Here is a 19920-nt window from a genome sequence, read left to right as displayed (position 1 = left end):
TTTTAAGAAATACAAAAAAAGGCAGATCTTCAAAGGGGGTTGCCCTACATCACCACTAGCGGAATGATCAGTTCGGTTAGTATCCATTGCAAAGCAGTACTTCAGTCCTTTGCATTATTTGCAATTCTGCTATTGTTTGGAGCATGCATGTTCCCGGCGTTAGCTGCAGCCAGCAATGAAGAATATTACAATTACACCGGTGAACCCGAGTCCATATCTCCTTTTGATGTTTACGCGCTCAATTCCGTGGCACAATCCATCGCCTTTGCCAACCAGCGGGACACAGGCATTGATCCTGATGCTTTGATGGCTGCCATAAATGCTGAAAGTGACGGGCATGACTCTCTATCCGGACCTGTGACCCTTGCAACCGACCTGTCAGATATAGATATGAGCCTTGAAAAATATGGTCCTGACAGTGACGGGGACGGAATACCCGATTCCATCGAAACGGTACTGGGACCTGACCCCAATGATCCGGACTCCGATTTTGACGGACTTGATGATCTTTTTGAGATAGAGAATGGCCTTAACCCCCTGGAACCGGATTCCAACAATGACGGACTTGTTGATTATTATGAGGTAACTGGGGTCCATCCGGATGTGGACGGTGACGGAATTCCCAATGCCTGGGACCTTGACAACGACAACGATGGTGTTATCGATGCTTTGGACCTTTCACCTTTCTCAAGATCCGTTATCAGTGATAGTTTTGAATTCAACATTACAAGCAACGGCAACCCCACTTACCTTAACTTCCAGATACGGCCTGAAAATCCCAAACACCTTGACCTGCTTTCCCAGAGCTGGGACTGGCCAGATGATGCACACGGCACGATGAAAGACCTTGACGGTTCAAAGAATGATGTCACAGTAACACCAATGCTTGAACTCACCGTACCTGTAGACGCTGAAATATTTTCTGTGGACAGTGGGGAATACCTGCAGCTGAATGTAAGCCAGGAAGGACACGTAAATGTTACCACAGCTAATTACACCGGCAGCGCCTATCAGATATGGAGGCTGGAGCAGGTTGAAGGGAGCTATTACAGTATAATTTCAGCTGAAAGTGGTAAATGCCTGGAGGTAGTCAACGCCAGCCAGAAGGATATGGCAAATGTCACAGCAGGCAACTACACCGCAGAGGACCATCAGCTGTGGGGACTTGAGCTGAACAGTGAAGGACATTACAGACTTGCTGCCAGACACAGCGGGAAATACCTTGAAGTATATCCCGATGCCAGCAAGACCATGATCCAGAACACATCCCGGGAAGATAACCAGCAGCTGTGGGAAATAGAACTTGTGGGCGGCATCGCCTCAGATACTTCCGCTCTTGAGGATTACGGCATTACTGTAACCTTAGGTAAGGCATACGTCCCTCTCTCACCTGTGAAGGACTTCGGGAAGACTGTTGCCCTTAACGGCCGAATGTTCTATCCCGGTGATTCCGCCATGGATACACACACAAAGGCAGAACTGACCTGGATGGCTATCGGAGAGACCGACAGGCCAAAGAATGTATCTCTAAGAACACACAAGGGCCAGTATGTTTCAGTGGATAGGACAACATCAGAACTTGTTGCCAGAAGCTCTTCAGTTACAGATGGTGATATATTCGAAATAGTTTACATCAACAATAATAAGGTAGCACTCAAAACCTCTGATGGAAAATACGTATATGCTGCAAATGGCGGAGGAGAAGAACTGGTAGCAAACAGCACAGAGATCGGAAATTGGGAGATCTTTGAACTGCAGGATCTGGAAAATGACAGGATCGCCTTGAGAGCAGGTAACAGCCAGTACGTTTCTGCAGAAGGTGGAGGAGGAGGGGGAATCGTTGCCAATAAGGATGAAAGGAAGGACTGGGAATCATTTACCCTGACCATCCATGAATATGAATCCGTATCAACAACCCTGGCAAAGTATAATGACAGATTCATGCTCACAGGATTTAATGTTGAGGAGAACTATGGTTCGGATTTCGGCCTGTTCTTCAGCGAGGACAGGGAACGCACCTTTGAAGCCGGTTTTGTCCTTTCCTATGCATTCCTGAGAGAACAGACATCTCTTGAACAGATGTCCCTAAAATTACAGGATGAATACAATGTAACCGTCAGTTATGAAACCGGTTCTGCCAGCCACCAGGATGAAGCCCTGGCAAAGATCAGCGGTGAATTGACCCCTGATATACTATCATCCCTGCCTGCAGGCATGGTCCTGCCTGTCATCGGGGTATTTAAAGACGATTTCCGTTACATGGCAATGGATGATGTGGCTGTGCTTTCATATATCACAGGGAACACTTTTGATATAATGCTTAAGGAACGACCCCTGATAAGCACAAAAAGCATGAAGATGAGCTGGTATGACACAGATACGGCCACAGCCATCACTACAGAGGATATGCTGGAAGAAGTTAGGCAATGGGGACAGGCCGGCGGGCTTGATGAGCTGACACTTACAACCTTCATGAACCTGATGATAGCCTGGGAGACAGGTGAGTCCACCGTCACTAAAGTAGGAACTGTTGAAACCGATTTCAGCTTCCCTGAAGGCAATGAGGTCCTTGATACCATTGACAGTTATGGAATAGCGGCAATAGACCTTGTTTGTAATCTTATAATAGGTGGAACTGCGCTCTATTCCTTCATCACTTTCACAAAACTGGAATCCCTTGCACCGATAGCAGGCCAGACTAACTGGAAACTCATGAAAGCAATGACAGAGTCGGTCACAAAGATACGCAATGGTTTCATGGGAGCCGTTAACCGGACCACCACCGTTCTTGGAGCTATCGCATGGGTTGTTGTTGGTGCCATAGCTTTCTATGCATTCTGGTCAATAGCAGCCAGCGAAGGCTGGTCAGGATATGGGATATTCGTCGGCACCCTGTATGCCATACTTATGGTGTTGTATGCTGTGGCTTTGTGGGCCATATCCCTGATACCTGTGGTAGGTTGGGCCATTGCGGCAATTGTTGCTCTTTCAGACCTTATATTCGGATGGATATTCGGCAAAGGCTGGTCGCAGATGCTCTTTGAATGGCTTATAGGCCTTTTCACAGACGTAAGGGTCAAGACCGAAGCCGACCTGAAGATGCTTGATACTTCGGTGACGGTTATCGATCATACTGACAACGGCCTTACCGAAGGTGATCGCATCGAGCTGGAAAGCCAGTTCAAGGGCATTATTACAAGAACATCACGTGGTTCGTTCAGAAATATTCAGAATAGTTATATAAAGCCCCAATACAGTTACAGCTCTGCTTACACGCTTGCGGGCAACAGTACCACCACTGAAGGTGCAACTGTTTATCTTGACAATTACCTGAAGAAAGAAACAGAGTATGAAACAAATCTGTGGATCGAACCAGAAGCAGCGATCAATTTCCCTTTCAGGTTCTGGCTGAGCACAGACTACAGGGTCTACTACGATAAATGCTGGTGGTTCTTTGGCTGGCACTGCAGCGAAAAGAGCAATACGGGAACATCCGATTCAGATCCGTCTACTCTCTATTTCGATGTCATGCCTGCGGATATAGAAAGTTTTGTACTCTGGAAGGCCATATCCTCCAATGATATTGACGGTGACGGCGTTCTCAACCAGGATGAACTGCGCTATGGCACATCACCCCTCAGGTGGGATACTGACAATGATGGACTCTCCGATGGCTACGAAATAGAATATGGCACATCTGCGGTCAACAAAGATAGCGATGGGGACGGACTTGAGGACGGGCTTGAGCTGCGCTACGCCTATGATCCTCTCAACTGGGACACCGACGGGGACGGACTCAGTGACTTTGTAGAACATAATGGATGGGAGATAGAATTCGACTTCCATGGACAAACCTTTACGCAGCATGTATGGTCAAGCCCCCTGAAACAGGATACCGATGACGATGGCCTTAGTGATTTCAGTGAATTCCTCAAAGGCCTCAACCCCAGGTCAGAGGATACCAATGGTAATGGCATCCCGGATGCAGATGATCCTGACTTTGTCGCAAAAGCATATATCAGCAATGTGGACATGAACGAAATGGGAAGCAGTATAAAGACCGATCCTGACACAAATATCACAGCCGTGATAGATTACACTCTGACAGGCAAGGAAGACACGGCTGCCAATATAACAGGTACGCCTGCAAGATGCTGGCTGTTCGTGAGCCTGGATAATTCCACGGTACATGAGGAAATATATAACGGAACGCCTGCCATAGGCACTGAGACTTTGGGATCTTCCACAATCTGGTTCAATGCATCCAACAGTACGGGTATCTTTAAGCTACGCTTCTATCAGACATGGAATATATCCCAGCCAGAACCTTCCGAAGAAGAGAGGGAGGTCATAGGAATCATCGATACCCATGACTATCCTGAAAAAGAGGGATGGGAACCTTTCGGAGAGGACAGGGACAGGGACAGCCTCATAGATGTGAACGAACAGATAGGCTGGTATGTGGAAATTACCAATTCCACAGGTACCCACAGGATCCATGTGACCAGCAACCCGGGATTCAGGGACAGTGACTTTGACGGGGTGGATGACCACACCGAGTGTTACATCACAATGACCGACCCCCTTAACCCTGATACTGATGGCGATGGACTGGGTGACTATGCAGAGTATGTTCTTGGCACCGACCCGACGAATTATGACACTGATGACGACGGACTGGACGATGGAACCGAGGTATTCTTTGGCAGCAGTCCACTGATCCCGGATACGGACGGTGACGGTCTGGATGATCAGACCGAGTATCTCTTATCCACAGATCCCAATAATGCAGATACGGATAATGACGGCCTGACAGATCTGCAGGAATATGAGTTTGGCTCCGATCCGCTCAAACCTGATTCTGATGATGACGGCCTGTTCGACTATCTTGAATGGGTCTACGGTACAGACCCGCTTGACCCTGACAGCGACAAAGACGGACTTGAGGACGGACATGAGGTGCATGGAACCGGAACCGATCCACTCTCAGAGGACACTGATAATGATGGTCTCACAGACTTTGAGGAACTGGAACTGAACACAAGCCCCCTTTCAGCAGACACGGACAATGACGGATTGACCGATCTTCAGGAAATAAACCTCGGCACAAACCCGTTGCTTGAGGATACGGACGGCGATAATCTCATTGATTCGCATGACATGGATTCCTTTGCAGCAAATGTCAACAACATCACTGTGGCTTATGATATGACCGAAGCCAATGAAGAACTGCTGGATTCTTTGAGCAGGTATACGAACATAACTGTCTGTTCTGCAGATGAACTTCTGGCAGATCATTCACATGAGCCCTACATCCTGCTGCTTGGCAGACCCGCAACTGTAAATGGTACTGCAGGGAAAATCATCTTTGATGTGCTAAGCGACGAAGGTGAAGTACTCTCAGACATGATCACATCCGATCATGAAAGAATGGCCGTCAGGTATGGAGTATGGGATGAGACCCAAACAGTGGTAATGCTTTCAGTGCCGTACATGTATGACTACTGCCGGATACTGGACGCTTTCAGGAGCAAACAGGTCACTACTTCTTCCGGTTCGGTCCTGGTGGAATACATGGCAGCGAAGGACATCCTCCTTGTAGAATCTGCAGACTCCATAAAAAGAACTGATCTGTCGGCCGGTATGGTCCTTGATGCAAATGTCACTCCATGGATAGAGCTAAGGAAGCACACCTATTCACAGGTCCCGCTGTCCCCAAGATCGGGACTGGCATCCGGAGAATACGCTCTTGGAAAGTATTTTGACATAGAGGTCAGTGAGAATATACAGAATACTACCGGCAGTATAATGAACAGCACTCTGCTGACGATCTACTATCGCGCCGGTGAACTGGACAGGAACGGTGACGGTGACACGTCCGATCCTAACGACATAGATGAGAAAACATTATGTGTCTACTATTTCAACGAGGACACACGCAAATGGATAAAACTCTCCAATACCGGAGTGCATACAGGTGATGTTGAGCTATACGGTGAGAGATACGCAGGTTATGTGTGGGCAAAGGTCCCACATCTCTCCAGGTTTGCCCTTGCAGGAAAGACAACAGGATCAACCGGCCCTCTTGATTCGGACCTTGACGGGTTGCCCAATGTCGTGGAGTACAGGCTTGGTACTGATCCTTTCAATCCCGACACAGATGGTGACGGCATCATCGATTCAAAGGATCCGGACCCCCTGGACCCGTTGGTACCAAGCCAGACATTCCCGGAAGATGAGATAAAAGGTTTGGATATTGCTGAAGAGTTACCGGAAGATGCTCAAACAGAGTACACTGATGCAGATGAAGCAGTTCATGAACAGGATAAGCCGGATCCTGCCTTATTCTGGATGATGCTTGCCGGAATAATTACAGGCATTGTAGTCTTGTTAGCCTACGCTGGGCTCTCCGGAAGAAAAGGGTGAATCTCAGGCCCATATTAAAGAACAACGGAACAGGAAATGAGCCGTGTGCCATTGAACAACATAAAAGGAACAGACAGGCAACTGCTTGTTGCTCTGGGACTCGCCTGTGTATTGATCTTTTTTGCGGTCTACTATGCAGAGCACAGGGAAGTGAACGATGCCCGCACACTTGCAGGCAGGACACTGGAGGCTTCTGCTGATGTCAAGTCCTACCAGTTCGATATCCACAGCAATATTTCAATGATGGGGGAATATTTCACCCTTGTCAGGGGGAATGGTTCTGTGGATTACCTGAACGAAAAAATGGCTGTAAGACTGGGGTCTGTAGATGATTCAATGGAAATGATAATAGTTGACGGTAAAGCCTATTTCAAAAACGCGGACCATTTGTGGGAAAGGCGGGGGCTTAACCGGAATATCTGGGAAAGTTACGATCAGTTGACGAACATGAACCTGCTTCTGGCCAATTCAACGAACCTGAGCATGGAAAAGACAGATGCATATTTCATCCTCACCGCTTTCCCGGACGGAAATGCGTTTATCAGAGAAGCCGAAAATGCAGGCCTGCAGCTTAAAGGTAATGAACGCCTTAATGAATACAGAATAAGCTACATTATCCAAAGGGACAGTTACCATATCAGATCAATAGAAAGCCACATGGAGTTCATGATGAACGTGCAGGGACTCATCACTCCGGTAGCTATTAACAATCGCGTTGATGTTTATGATTATAATATAAAGGTAGGGATAGAAGCACCTGTCATGGAAGAAGGATAGGACATTCCTTACCAAAGTTATAAAATGGGCCTAACCGGATTCGAACCGGTGACCGCTCGGTTATGAGCCGAGCGCTCTAACCTGGCTAAGCTACAGGCCCGTTCTGAAAAAAGATCTAGAGCGCCGCAAACAGGGCTCGAACCTGTGACATTCTGGTTAACAGCCAGACACTCTACCAACTGAGTTATTGCGGCTCTAAAGCATGGCGCTCACGCGCGAATCCCTCTAATGCATTTATTGCTTTTAAACCTTTTGATTGCATGGATGATTTTGCCCTGATTTTCACCCTGATATTCCGTATTTTCGGGCAAAAACAAACACACCTCATAATGATGATTATTATATATTGTTCAACATATATGTTCCAGTAGAAACAAAGGGGTTGGATAATACATTTTGTTCATATAAGGTAACCCCCTGCAGTTACATACATAAATTATTAAACATACCCGGTCTGATGGAAACTGTAACCTGTGCCCTCACTGCCCCGAGATAACGCTTATATGTTCACCACAGCGCGGGCATGTCTGACCTTCTGTCAGCCTGTTCACTTCAATACTGAAGGTTCCTCTTTTGATCAGTAGCTCCCCGCATTTCGGACAGAAAGTGTCCTCATGCCCGGTTCCGGGGACATTGCCCAGATACACATACCTCAGACCCGTCTCCTTTGCGATGTTAAGGGCATCTTCAAGGGTTTTCAATGGAGTTGGAGGGATATCCTGCAATTTGTAGTACGGATGGAAACGGGTAAAATGCACAGGCGTGTCTTCACCCAGATTTTCACGTATCCATACTGTCATTTCCCGTATCTCCTCCATTGAATCATTAAGGGTCGGTATGACCAGGTTCACAATCTCCACATGCATTCCAAGCTCCCTTGCAAGTTTTGCAGACTCAAGGACAGGAGCCAGTTTTGCACTTGCTATCTCCCTGTAGAACTTGTCTGTGAATGCCTTGATATCGACCCTGAAAGCATCCAGGTATGGAGCTATCATTTCCAGTCCTTCCCGGGTTATGTAACCATTTGTCACATACACGGTTGCAAGCCCGGCATCCTTTGCCAGCCTGGCACAGTCATAAGTATACTCAAACCATATGGTCGGCTCATTGTATGTCCATGCAATGGCCCTTGCCCCGGATGCCACAGCCCTTTGAACTGCCGTGCGGGCACTCATCTCAATGGCATTGGCCTCATCCACATCTATCTGGGATATAGTCCAGTTCTGGCAGTGCTTGCACCTGAAATTACAACCGATCGTCCCCAGGGAATATACAAGGGACCCCGGATAGAAATGGAACAGTGGCTTTTTCTCTATGGGATCCAGCGCCTCGCTTGAAACAACATTATAATTGAGAGTATAAAGGATTCCCTCCCTGTTCTCCCTCACCCTGCAAAATCCCCTCTTTCCCGATGAGATCCTGCACCTGTGACTGCATAGCTTACATTGCACCTTTCCATCATCAAGCCTATCATAAAGAATTGCTTCCCTGATCATCAATATCCCCGGTAAAAGATGTGATCTCATCATTGATAACTTAAGCGTTACAAAGGATAATTAAAAGAAGCAAACTCACAGACCAACTTACTGTTGATTTGCAATATTAACCTGCAAGTTAAATGCAATTAACCTGCGATTAACTTACGATTAACCTGCAAGAAACTTGTTCAGACCAGCAGGTTCAGTCTTGCATCAAAAAATGTCTTCGATGCATTCACAATTATATCTTCTCCGGAGTTACCTTCCAGTAGGAATACGACAGTACTTGAATTCGAACTCACTGAATAATCCGCCTCATCAATACCGGCATCATATGCCATCCTTTCAAAGAAAGACTGCCATGTGGAAGGATAAGTGCTTTCAACCGTTATGGTCACATCGGTGAAAAGTATGCCTTCCCAATACAGTAGATCAGAACCGTTGGTCCTCAGGTACAGTTCCTCCACAGAATTGCTGCTGATACTTCTTTTAGGGCCTTTTATATCAATAGCGTTTATCTGAAGAGTTAAATTTGTACCGTTATCGGTCATTCGCATATCCATATTTGGAGAAAGGCGCATCAATGAGTACTCTTCCTGTGAAAGGATCAGGGCACCGTTCTCATATACGTATTTCTGGTCAACGAAATAGTTGTTTGAAGACATATAAGTGACAGTACCCATATCCGCAAACAGATTATCACTGCTATAAGCAATGCCTGGTGTTCTTGCCACAATATACATGCTGAAGGGATCATCATTTATCGCCAGCCTGCCGCCGGATTTTCCGGCGGCGAATACTGGCAGGTCCCCTCCTCCCATCCTGAAAGGAACGCTCAATGAAAGAACTGTTGAAGGCTGTGCCACTACATAGGCAGAAAGCATGTCAACATCGTTCTTCATCCCTGCCATATCATAGAAGACATTATCCATATGGGATTGTTCGGCAGCCGTTTTCCATTCAGGGATATATTGCACGTTCACAACGGTTATGACAGATACGACTATTCCAAGGAGAAGCACAGCCGATATTACGGCGGAGATGGCATTTTCACATGATGTCACAGATCTTTTCTTCATTCCATTGCCCCATTTTATCCCGTATCACACATAGAGGTTGTATCTTTGCTGTACTTCGCTTGCATTAAGTGCATAATCATAGACGGCAACTTCATCAAGCCGACCCTGCATTCCGTAAACACTTCCCCCTGGTAATTGTGATCCAAGTTGCAGAGAACCGGACGATGGATTTGCCGCTATGCCTGAACCTGATACACTATTGTCAATATTTCCATTTATATAAATTATCAATGATGTCGAATTCCATGTAGCTACAACATGATACCAGGATTGTGTAGCCAGTTCTGTATTCGATATAGCTGAAAACTCCCCATCGTTCAGAGCAAAAAGTATCCTTTTATTGTTGCCCAGACCAGGTCCGCCAAACTGCAGACTATAGCTTTCATCTGAATGATCGTTTTGTTGGCCTTTATGCACAATTCCGGCATAGTTCCTGTAATTCTGGATGTATACCCACGCTTCAACGGAACCTTCTGCTGTGAGGTCAAGATCTGAGCTATGTGGGACCGTTATGTATTGATTTTGATTGCTATTATATGCCTGGCCGGCTACACCGGCTACAAAATTCCCTCCGGACCGGGTACCATCATTGCTACCCACATCATCCTGTGCATTGCTGCTGTTAAAACTCCACAAAGAAACAGGAATTGGTAGTGCAGTTTCAGGATTGCCCGATTGCCCGGAAGATGAGAGCTGGTAATAACCGCTACATTTTAAATATGTACTTGCAGGATTGAAATTTATCTGAGTGTTTCCCGGACTGTAAAATCCTATGTTTGTGATGTTGATTGCAGAATCGTTGGTTTGCCAGTTGATTATAATATCACCATCTGCTTCAAGATACGTCTGGCTGTTATCGGATGGAAGCTCATATCTTAAGTCCGAATAATAATCCGATATGGGCTGAACATAAATACTGGTGACCTGTCCGGTGTCTTCCAGATTGCCATTTATGTATAGATTGACATTCAGATCAAAGGTTGATATCTGGGAGTTACCGATATCCATGGAAATTGTCCCTGCCGTTTGATCATTAACGATTTCAAGCTTTATGGAATCACTTTGATCCAGATCGTATCGTACACCATCTATGTCTACATACCTGTAATTCCCATCGTTTGTAAAACTGACATAACCACCATCTTTTATGACACCTCCCTTTGCAGGTTTATTAAGGAGTATCCTGTCTGCATAGGTGCCCTGTGGACCAACAACGGTTACAGACCGGGAAGTGCTATCTGTGTTCCCATCATCATCTGTGACTGTCAGAGATACAGTATAAGTCCCTGCAGCAGAGTACTGGTGAGAAGGATCCTGGGCAGTTGAAGTATTTCCGTCACCAAGATCCCACGACCATACAACAATGGTTCCGTCAGTGTCTGAAGATTGATCCGTAAAGACAACTGTTTCATATATACCGGGATCAAGAGGGGAATATATGAAATCGGCGGATGGAGCTTGCGGTCCTCCAGTCCCGTTCCCATTTGACCCTGAACCTGCCCCCATTGCCATTTCATCACCAAGCAGTGAACCGCTCTTTATAACTATATTCGAACCGGTCTGCAGTAATATGATGCCTACATGATCATCCTCGTTGATATTGGTGTTCCAGAGTGAATCAGTATCTATCATAATGGTCTCACCCAGGTGCCAGCTATCGTCTCCAAAAAGCTGTACAAGCTGCGATGAGGAAAGGTCCCGTCGGGTCCCGTTCAGGTTCAGTATTACCTGAGCTTTGCCAAGGTCCACCTGCTCACCACCTGAATGCCGTATATAGATAGTATCAGAATCAACATCCACCCATCCACCGATATTTACATGGACCCTTTCATCTGCACCCATATATGAGAACAAGAACACAGCTATCACAGAAAATGCAAGTACAGCTATAGCTGTCATCAAAATCTCCCCTATTACTTCGGAGACAGCATTTTCATCTTTTATGAAAGTTATTTTCTTTGTTCTAATCGTTTGTGTGCTCATGTTTCCTCATATGAATAAAGAGAATAGCAGATAAGCTATGGACATCATCATTATCGAGTGCTTAAGACCGGACTGAATGGTTCCGCTTCCCATTTTCCCTGCTACAAGCCCTGAGCAGAAACCCTGGATCATTGCAGCATGGAAAAATAACAGAATATAACTATCCAGATCAAAATCAAGTGCTAAAGACATACCTGCAAATGCATTTTCTGTGGATGCCGGCATGACGGGAAGGAAATAAGCTGCGAGTATATAAACAATGAATAAAAAGACCATGAACGAAATATAGATTATGAAAACGTAAACAAACATCTCTGCATTACGCTCTTTCTTGAGCTGCCGCTGTATGTCCGCATCGTGTGCGGCTATTGTCAGTACGCTTTTTATATCACTGGTTGCTTCGTTGGCTTTTATTATAAGGGTGATTATACGCCTTGTCATCTCAGTGCGTATACGATATTCGAATTTCTTCAATGCATCGTCCAGCTTCGTCCCCCAGGATATATCATTGACCAGACGCTTTATCTCTGAGTGCAATACTCCGACTTTTAGGTGCATGCTCATGACAATCGCATCCACAAGGAGGATTCCTGCCTCATTTATACTTGCAAGATTGCTAAGGAAATCAGGGATACTGGACTCGATCTGTTTAATACGATAGTTGCGTATTTCATCGAATATCACAAAAGGAATCAACAGTATGAGAAGACTGATAAATACATGGTCATCTATTATAGCCAGGGTCGCAGAATTAAAAGTCCTGAAATAGATAATATTGGCAATATTGATATACCCGCTTATATTGTAAAAAGCATAACCAATTGCCAGTGGTAGTGTGATAAAGAATATGTATGAAGGATTGTTCCTGAAAAGACTGAAAGGATGAAGTAATGTGTCCGTCAACCTGATGATAGTGACGTAGTATTTGATCATTCTCCTTTTTTGCTCTTCAGTCTTATCCCCCTGCTTAAGAGGGACATGAGAGAAATTGTTGAGTTTTTTCTCTACTACATAGAAATCACGTATTTTAGGATTTTCACTGGTAAGTGAATTCAAAAGAACAAGGAAAACAACCGTCCCTATCGGGATTACAATGTAGACTACAAAATCAAGTATACTTGCAGAATTTGGATTCACAAGACCCAGAACCACAAGGATAGTTATAAGGAAAAGAGGGCCTGCAACAAATGCAGATATGTATACTTCTGCCAGCACTCCCAGGGTCTCAAAGAATATCTTTTGTTCTTTGGTGGCTGTAAGACGGTACTGATCATTCTTTGCCTTAAGATAGGAACTAATATCTCCTCCACTTGTGACAACAGAAGTGAGCCCGTCCAGAAAATCCTTGAACTTCCTGGAAGGAGTTCTCTGGCCGGCTTTATCAAGGGCCGACAGCAGATCTGTACCATAATATTCCATGTCTTTTACTATAAAGCCTATTTCTTCTGCGGATGCACCGTATATGTAATAGTTCTCAGACAATGATTTCATTATATCCAGGAGGTTCATCCCGCCACCCCGGCTCATTGCATAAAGATATGCTGTGGAGTGGGGAAGTGACTGATTAATAAGCGTCGCCCGTACGTTGGCCTGTACCTCGGGTATTGACATGAAAATATAGTAAGTCAGAGACGCTACAACAACAGAAAAAACCAGGGCAAGCACAATGCTTAGCAGCAGATGAAAGTTTGCCTGCACCCACGGAAAACCATAGGATATACCAAACATGTATAGTTTAAGGTCAGCTAAGAACAGATACCCCATCAAAAGTCCTGCAAGACCTGCAAGAAAAGCGAACACAAAAGAGAAAAAATATACCTGTGTAATATATTGCTCTATCAGGACACCCATTCCTGATTTTCGTATCATTGACCTCTGTATCTCGTACCTGTGAATATGCTTCCTCACATATTTTCCGAATATCAGATGTGCAACAGAATCGACGATATGCATTTTGAGGCACCTACACATTCTGTTCTATTAATGTTTCCAGGGTACCATTTTCAAGGGCATTGAGAACATTCTCCGGATTTGCATCATATGCCTGCACCACCAGGGATATACGCACATAATCCCTCATATTCTTATCACGGAGATATTGGAGTATACGTGCTCTCCTGTCAAGCTCTTCGTATAGCTTATCCCTGCTCCAGCCTTTTGACAGCATGACCTTGTTCAGTGTGTATGAATCACCGGCACTTATGAAAGTGTCTTTTACAGGATCCCACCTGTAGAGCTCATTTATGCGTATGTATCCTGTCTTTGAGTCTATACCGGTAAACTCCACAAGACTCTGGGTCCTGCGCACTCTCTTGTCATCCACGAAAGTCTGTACCTGAATGCTAAGTATATCCAGCGACTGCAGCATAACGTGCGGTACATTGAGTGGAGGACTGTCGAGCCTGTTTACAACTGTCTGTACATCACCTGCGTGCATAGTTGAATAGGTTGCATGGCCTGTGGATATTGCCTGGAAAAGTGTCAGTGCTTCTTCTCCTCTTATTTCTCCCACAAGTATGTACTCCGGCCTTTGTCGCAGTGCTGAACGCAGCAGATCATACATGGAAACCTCCCCCGTACTGTTGACATTCAGGGGTTTGCGGGTGACACCTGCAATCCAGTTGTCGTGGTTCAGTGTCAGCTCCCGGGTATCTTCTATAGAGATAACTTTTGAAAGTGATGGGATAAAAAGGGAAACCGCATTGAGCATTGATGTCTTGCCCGATGCTGTACCTCCTGCAAATATCGCGCAGTCACCGTTCTCTATTGCCAGCCAGAAATATGCCATCATTTCAATGCTGCATGTGTTGTAATTGATAAGGTCTATGGGAGTTATCGGGTCACCCCTGAACTTCCTGATGGTGAACGAACTGCCCCTTGTGGTTATCTCCTTGCCAAGGGTTGCCTGCAAACGGGAACCGTCAGGAAGGGTTGCATCAACCATGGGTTCACTTATGGAAATGTGTTTTCCGCTCTTCTGGCAGAGTTTGATGACAAGGGAGTTGAGTTCTTCCTCAGCAAATGAAATATTGGTCTTTATGTTACGGTACTTAGTATGATACATGAAAACAGGTATGTCTATACCGTCACAGGAAATGTCCTCTATATGTGGATCCTGCATGAGTGAGTTGATGCGGTCATGACCAAGGAAATTACGCTTCAGATAATAAATGATGCGGTATGTTGATGATATTTCCAGACTTGCATGATACCTGTTGAAAAGCAGCAATGTATTCTCCATAAGTGCTATTTCTTTGTTCTTTGTAGAGTTGACCCCTCCCATGCTCAGGATGTCCTGCAGGTCATCATAGACACGCTCAAGTATGTCCTTTTCATAAGGGGTCAGCATTGGCTCGACAACGTAATACTGATAGAGGTTGCCCCGCTCAAGGATGCAAATGAAAGAATAGGGTTCATTTACCCAGTAACGTTCAACTTCGGTAAAGCCCGCGGGAACTTCAAATTCAACCAGAGGACCATGTAATTGCGGATCGTATTCAGGAAGCTTTGTACGTGGATATCTGATATGATCTATCCCGGATCTTATACTTTCCAGAAATGATGATATCCTTGAATGTTTATTAGCGCTGGTTTCGTATTTATCATCCGGACTTATTTCCCCGGCTTTTGTTATTTCCAGTTCCGACTCCGTCATCAATTATTATACAATCTTATGTATATAAAAAACCTTTGATTTTTATTATTATAATAAGCTTTGCAGACATGTATTATATGCGTGCCATTAATATGTGTGATAATTTTAAGGACCGTATACAAATATGTAAAATAAAAAACAGGAAGAAAAACCACTCGATCGGTTGATCCAACGATCGGTTAATCAATCAATCAATCAATTTCAGGTAATTTCCCGAAATTCTCTTCATATCTCTCTTTCATGGTGTCCCATGTAGGAAGGTCGGTCTGGCAGCCAATGTTCTGGACCGCAAAGGAAGCAACCACAGACCCGATCAGGCCACATGTTTCCAGAGGATAACCACGTGTGCAGGCAAGAAGGAAGCCTGCCCTGTAGGCATCTCCGGCCCCGGTAGGGTCAAGGGCTTTGACCGGAACCACAGGTATTGTAAACTCGCTGCCACTGTTGTACACCCTGCTGCCGCTGGAATCATATGTGACAACAACGGTCTCTATCATGTTCAGGATATCTTCAAATGACCTGCCTGTCATGTTACAGACACGCTGTATCTCATGCCTGTTCGTAAAAAGGATGTTGGTATTTTCAAGGATGCTTTCCAGGTTTTTCCTGGAATATGTCACCAGGTCCTGACCCGGATCAAAAGAAACAAAACCGGCCTTTTTGGCTATCCTTGCATTATATGTTGAATCCGAAGTTGCAAGATGGACAAAATCCACTTCAGGAGGGTCAAGTTCCCGCAGCTTTGCTGATGCGCCCCAATGGAAATAGGTGCTCTGGTGATGTTCACGGTCAGTGAACACAAAGGCCCTGGTGCTCTTCTGGTCAGGGAATCTGTATAACAGGGAAAGATCAACACCATGCCTTTCAAGTTCAGCCTCATAACCCGAGGACGCAAAATCACCACCTACCGCCGATATCAGCCTGGCCTTTCCTCCGAGTATGGCAATGGCAATGGCGATATTTGCAGCCCCGCCTCCATAATACTGGTTATAATCGATTATGGGATGAGATTCATTGTGAACTGCAATATTCTCAACATCAAAGAGCAGGTCTATGGCTGCATGCCCCACAACAGTGATCGTCCTGTCCATCTGACAGACACCTCCGTAACTACTCGAATTCCTCAACATCCACAACAGCAAGCGGCACATCCCTTAATGCCCTTCCTATTACGGATTTGGCAATTCTGGATGCGTGCTCCTGGCTTTCCGCATCAAAGACCTTCATCTCAAGGACAAGTCCCACTATTGCGGTATTCGCCGCCAGGAAAACACTGCTGAAAGGCTCCTCACATGCGGGACAGAATGTTGTCCCTATGTCAACCTCCACATAGTCAAGTTTAGGGTTGAGGCGTTTCCCTGCCTCAGAAATTGCAACACCGATGGCATCATCGGCAGATTTTACGTCCCTTACCAACCAGGCGGCTTCAAGTGTAACATGATAATTTGGCATTAGATCTCTCCGGTTTATACTTCATTTCTTCTTCGAACTTCAAATATCGGTCTTCATATCGTGAATAACACATCGTCATCAACATCGAACAGGCCAAGCCTTGCCCCTGCATCAAGCCATGCATGCCCGTAACTGAAACAGACAAGTGCATTGACCGGGTCATCGGTCCTCATAAAGTGAAGACCGTCTTTATAATACGAACTTGCCATATTATGATAGTCGCCGGCTATAGTGTACATATGTGACTGGGGGATAGGGGCAAATACAGCCTTTTCAAGGGCTTCACTTAATAGTCGTTCATATCTCTTAACTTTTTCATTCAGGTCAGCAGCCATAACAACCTCAGTGTCTCAACTGTACTTATGGTTAATTATCTGTTCGCCCCGAAAAGCTTCTTGAACAATTTCCCTCCACCTTCACTTACGTTTGCACTTTCATCCCTGGGAGGCCTTGAGGGTCTCCTTTTAGGAGGGGGAACAGACACAGGCCCGTCTCCGGGAATATCAATTACCGGTACGTCCACAGTCACATCATGTTCATGAGCATCCGCCGTACTAGCCGCCGGGACAGGCCTGCGAACAGGAGAAGATGCCGACATACTGCCCTCTTCCGGTATGATCTGTGGTGGCGGAGGGAGTGTGACAGTCTTTGCGGCCTTGAGCACGTTCACAGACTCACCGCCATGTTTTGATTTCCTTATCCTTATATCTACAAGGACCGGACGTTCTATTTCATTGCTCACAAGCATTGCAACACCCGGAGGGAGCCGCATCAGTTCTTCTTCAACATAGGATGTCACACCCTCCAGACCCTTGCTTATTGCCTTAAGATCATTGGGATTTGTGACCTTCATGATGACCTGGGTCCCACATTGGGAAAGCACGTTCTTATCAACCCTTGCAGGCCTCTGGGAGATGACCATCATACCAAGACCGAACTTTCTTCCTTCAGATGCTATGGTTCTCAGTATATCAGTGCTTGTGGTCTTGCTGAACCCTTTTTCCGGTGCATAGTTGTGGGCCTCCTCAACAACCAGCATTCCCGGAGGGATCCTGTTAAGCTTGCGCGCCTCAAAAAGGGAGCTGCACAAACTTGCAACGATCATACTCTGCAGATCAGGAGCCACACCCTTAAAGTCAATTACTGCTGCTTTTCCTTTCTGGAAGAGCTCCTCCACTGACGTGGGATTGGGAGATAGTATACCCGTTTCCCTGATCTGCTCAAGGACATTTATCACATTCCATTTGGCCTTGCTTTTGTCGTTGCCTACTTCAAAGATTATGTCATCGATTGTGTAGGTTTCCATCTCAGTACGCACTTTCTGTATAGCTTCATACAATATACCGGTGTGGGTGGTGGAAAAGTTATCCGGGAAAATGGATGTCAGGTCCCTGACAGTCAGGTTCATCCCGTTTAACCTGAACAGCTCATCTGCATCAGGATTGATCGATCTGCTTGCAGGTGTGTATACCTTGATTACAGAACCATATCCCTTTGGAGTTACACCAAAGCGTGAGAAGTCCTCTGCTTCCCCTTCCCCGGGTACTTTAAGAGATGAGTATTCACTGTGCGGATCTATTATAAGAAGAGGCACGTTCTGCTCAAGCAGTTCTTCGAGCAGGACAGATGCCGTATAGGACTTGCCGCTTCCTGTCTTTGCAAGTATGCTGCAATGCTTCTGCACCAGGCTGTTAACGCTGAGCTGTACCTTGATGCTGGTACCCTCAAGCATACCGATATTCATTTCATTGCCCGTCAGCCCCAGCACTGACCTTATAAGCACTTCATCAGCTGCAAAGATGGGGCTGCCGGGGCTGAAGGGTATTACCGGAGCCCTGAGCATACCGGTCTCGTCCCTTGAACCGATTATAATGACCTCAGCAACTATCTTATCATCACTTTTATCGACACGTTGTCCCTTCATAGCCTCTTCAATGGAAAAAGAATCGCTGTATCTTTTGATCGCCATGACCTGGCCAAGCACCCAGGTATGGTCTTTCTCGTCAGAGGAAGCATCATGCCATACCTTGATGTATGCTCCCCTGTATACTTTGGAACTGTCAAAGACCATTACTTTGAACTCAAATGTTCCTGTTTCTCCAAAAATAACTCCTACTGAGCCTCTTACCATTTATCATCCCTCAATATTCATGGTCTTTTATATTATGTTTATTATGTATTATTATATCTTCCCTCAAACATCCAGTCCTTCAAGTATCTGCGGTGGTGCCCCGGCAAGTCTCACTAGGGCCTCAGCTTCTACAAAATGCAACGACGAGGGAATGACCATTATGTGAAGTGGTTCCCCGAAATCCTCATCCTGCAGCATATGCGCATATCCGGCCTTTACAACAGGCATGGCAGAACCCGCCCTGGCAATCCCAACAGCAAGGGCATTATCCATGACACCTTCGCCCCGTCTATTCTCTACCTCAAGAAGCAGTCTTATGGCCTGGTTGACTGTCATGTATCCTTTATCCTTATCAATGTCCAGGAAGACAATAGTGTGCATATTGTGTTCTTTATTGAGTTTAATAGTATCATAGGGAGTTTGCGAAATGACAGTATTTCCCCGGCTGCTTGTGTAAGGATGAGGTATTGTGGATGCTTTTCCAAACCTGTAGTTCTGCAACCCTGAGAGACCACAGACTGCAGAAGCGATGGAAGCCCCGTGTATCAGCTTTGTGGGAATATCCATGTCCCTGGCACGAAGTCTCAGGTCAACATGGGTGGTGGAGACCATTGTATCCCCACCTGTGAGGAAGACCACATTCTTTTCCCGGGCTTCTGTGAGCCAGAGGGGAGATATTTCCACATCTTCCCTGGAAAGTACATGCACCTTTTTCCCGTATAGAGTTTCAAGATCTTCTACTGTACTGCCCATTAACCTGGAAGTGTAGAATTCGGCAAATACCATATCAGCATTTTTTATAGCTTCAAGTCCTTTCAGGGAGATATCATTCTCATCAAAAAGACCCAGTCCTATGAAAGTGAGCATACTCCGCAGATATGTGCTTATGGCTTAAATGCTTTGAGAATGGTAAGGGAATGATAGCAAATGCATAACTGA

Annotated in this window: 12 protein-coding genes and 2 tRNA genes; 2 read left to right on the top strand and 12 right to left on the bottom strand. The window is 45.6% G+C overall.

What is annotated here, in order from left to right; genetic code table 11:
* Positions 1 to 147: 147 nt before the first annotated feature.
* Together V7O64_RS00555 and V7O64_RS00550 are read left to right on the top strand one after the other, a co-directional pair.
* Positions 148 to 6426 carry an RICIN domain-containing protein gene (locus V7O64_RS00555; RefSeq protein WP_407356089.1) on the top strand — a complete coding sequence of 2093 codons (6279 nt, stop codon included), beginning with the start codon at positions 148 to 150 and terminating at the stop codon, positions 6424 to 6426.
* 36 nt (positions 6427 to 6462) lie between these two features.
* A complete protein-coding gene (locus tag V7O64_RS00550; protein ID WP_407356088.1) occupies positions 6463 to 7203 on the top strand; it encodes a hypothetical protein in 741 nt (246 codons plus the stop codon).
* Between the two features lie 25 nt (positions 7204 to 7228).
* On the opposite strand, the gene V7O64_RS00545 is transcribed toward V7O64_RS00550, so the two are convergent.
* The 12 genes from V7O64_RS00545 to dph5 form a co-directional block, all read right to left on the bottom strand.
* Positions 7229 to 7303, bottom strand: a tRNA-Ile gene (locus V7O64_RS00545).
* Between the two features lie 21 nt (positions 7304 to 7324).
* Positions 7325 to 7397, bottom strand: a tRNA-Asn gene (locus tag V7O64_RS00540).
* Positions 7398 to 7682: 285 nt separating this feature from the next.
* Positions 7683 to 8699, bottom strand: a complete 1017-nt coding sequence (gene amrS / locus V7O64_RS00535) for an AmmeMemoRadiSam system radical SAM enzyme (RefSeq protein WP_407356087.1) — start codon at positions 8697 to 8699, stop codon at positions 7683 to 7685.
* 170 nt (positions 8700 to 8869) lie between these two features.
* A complete protein-coding gene (locus tag V7O64_RS00530) occupies positions 8870 to 9760 on the bottom strand; it encodes a hypothetical protein (protein WP_407356086.1) in 891 nt (296 codons plus the stop codon).
* Positions 9761 to 9784: 24 nt separating this feature from the next.
* The gene (locus tag V7O64_RS00525) at positions 9785 to 11743 is read right to left on the bottom strand and encodes a LamG-like jellyroll fold domain-containing protein (RefSeq protein WP_407356085.1); all 1959 of its coding nucleotides are present in this window, start codon (positions 11741 to 11743) and stop codon (positions 9785 to 9787) included.
* A gap of 6 nt (positions 11744 to 11749) precedes the next feature.
* Positions 11750 to 13696, bottom strand: coding sequence for a type II secretion system F family protein (locus V7O64_RS00520; RefSeq protein ID WP_407356084.1), 1947 nt, complete (start codon positions 13694 to 13696; stop codon positions 11750 to 11752).
* A gap of 10 nt (positions 13697 to 13706) precedes the next feature.
* A complete protein-coding gene (locus V7O64_RS00515) occupies positions 13707 to 15398 on the bottom strand; it encodes a type II/IV secretion system ATPase subunit (protein ID WP_407356083.1) in 1692 nt (563 codons plus the stop codon).
* A gap of 191 nt (positions 15399 to 15589) precedes the next feature.
* Complete coding sequence (locus tag V7O64_RS00510) at positions 15590 to 16489, bottom strand: carbohydrate kinase family protein (protein ID WP_407356082.1); 900 nt, start codon at positions 16487 to 16489, stop codon at positions 15590 to 15592.
* 19 nt (positions 16490 to 16508) lie between these two features.
* Complete coding sequence (locus V7O64_RS00505) at positions 16509 to 16850, bottom strand: DUF555 domain-containing protein (RefSeq protein WP_407356081.1); 342 nt, start codon at positions 16848 to 16850, stop codon at positions 16509 to 16511.
* 53 nt (positions 16851 to 16903) lie between these two features.
* Positions 16904 to 17185: a DUF357 domain-containing protein gene (locus V7O64_RS00500; protein WP_407356080.1), complete on the bottom strand. Its 282-nt coding sequence runs from the start codon at positions 17183 to 17185 to the stop codon at positions 16904 to 16906.
* Between the two features lie 35 nt (positions 17186 to 17220).
* Positions 17221 to 18981: an ATP-binding protein gene (locus V7O64_RS00495; protein ID WP_407356079.1), complete on the bottom strand. Its 1761-nt coding sequence runs from the start codon at positions 18979 to 18981 to the stop codon at positions 17221 to 17223.
* Positions 18982 to 19044: 63 nt separating this feature from the next.
* Complete coding sequence (gene dph5, locus V7O64_RS00490) at positions 19045 to 19848, bottom strand: diphthine synthase (protein WP_407356078.1); 804 nt, start codon at positions 19846 to 19848, stop codon at positions 19045 to 19047.
* Between the last annotated feature and the right edge of the window lie 72 nt (positions 19849 to 19920).

It is taken from the genome of Methanolobus sp. WCC5 (genome assembly GCF_045690325.1).
Classification (GTDB): Archaea; Halobacteriota; Methanosarcinia; order Methanosarcinales; family Methanosarcinaceae; genus Methanolobus.
Note: the sequence above shows the minus strand (reverse complement) of the source record. Positions and strands in the feature narration are given on the sequence as shown.